Raw genomic sequence first — 930 nt, 5'->3', positions numbered from 1 at the left:
CCGCCGACACGTCGGCCGTCGTGCGCACGTACAGCTCGTCGGTGCCGACGCCGACCGTCGCGAACGGCTCGCCGTCCGCGCGCCGGCGGTGGAGGTCGTCAAGGAGCAGCGGCGTCGGCGGGAAGTCGTACCGGTGCGTGTAGCCGTCGGTGTCGAGCAGCGCGAACTCGACGCCGTCGACCGCCTCCGTGGCGACGTTCGCGTCCGCAGTCTTGATCTCCGTCTCCAGCTTCTCCCGGAACTGCTCGGAGACGTGCGCCGCGAGGTTGCCGCCGTCCGAGAACAACAGATCCGCGATCAGTTCGCGTTTGTCCTGATACGACTGGTAGTACGCCTCTAAGGCGACCGCTTCACGGAGCTCCGCGACGCGCTCGGCGTCGTAGCCCGCGTCGCGCGCGAGGTTCACGTACCGCTCCGGGGCGTCCGCCCAGTAGCTCACCGCGGGGAGGTGTTCGAGGTCCGTGCGGACCTCGTCGTTTATCGCCGACGCGAGCGAGGCGACGAGCGCGCCCGTCGAGAGCATCTCGTCGCCGTCGACGTCGGCCAGCTCCGGCGAGACGAGCGTGTCGACCGCGTCCCGGGTCTCCGGGTCGGCGACCGCGGCGTCGACGACGACCGCGTCGACCCCGTACACCGACAGCAGGTCGATGCCGTCGGCGGACTCGGTCGTCGAGCCGGTCCCGACGAGTAAGAACAGCGGGAGCTTCTCGTCGTGGCGGTCGCGGTCCTGAAGCATGCGGGTCGCGTCGTTGGTCGCCGCGTCCATCCCGTACACCGGCTCGTCGAGCGGGCGGCGGGTGAAGTAGTGGTACTCGGCGTCGCTCTTCGCGTGCTCGTCGCGGATCAGCGGGAGGACGGCGCGCTCGACCGCAGCGCCCGCGACGTAGCCGTCGGCGGTCGCCGGGTGGCGGACGACGATCGGACGCGACT

General features: G+C 70.9%; 1 pseudogene. It reads right to left on the bottom strand.

The annotated features are described in order from the left end of the window. A pseudogene (locus BN903_RS03865) lies at positions 1 to 930 on the bottom strand (DNA-binding protein); the annotation flags it as partial.

Source organism: Halorubrum sp. AJ67 (assembly GCF_000513435.1).
The sequence above is the reverse complement of the archived record's forward strand: the minus strand, read 5'-3'. Positions and strand labels throughout refer to the sequence as shown.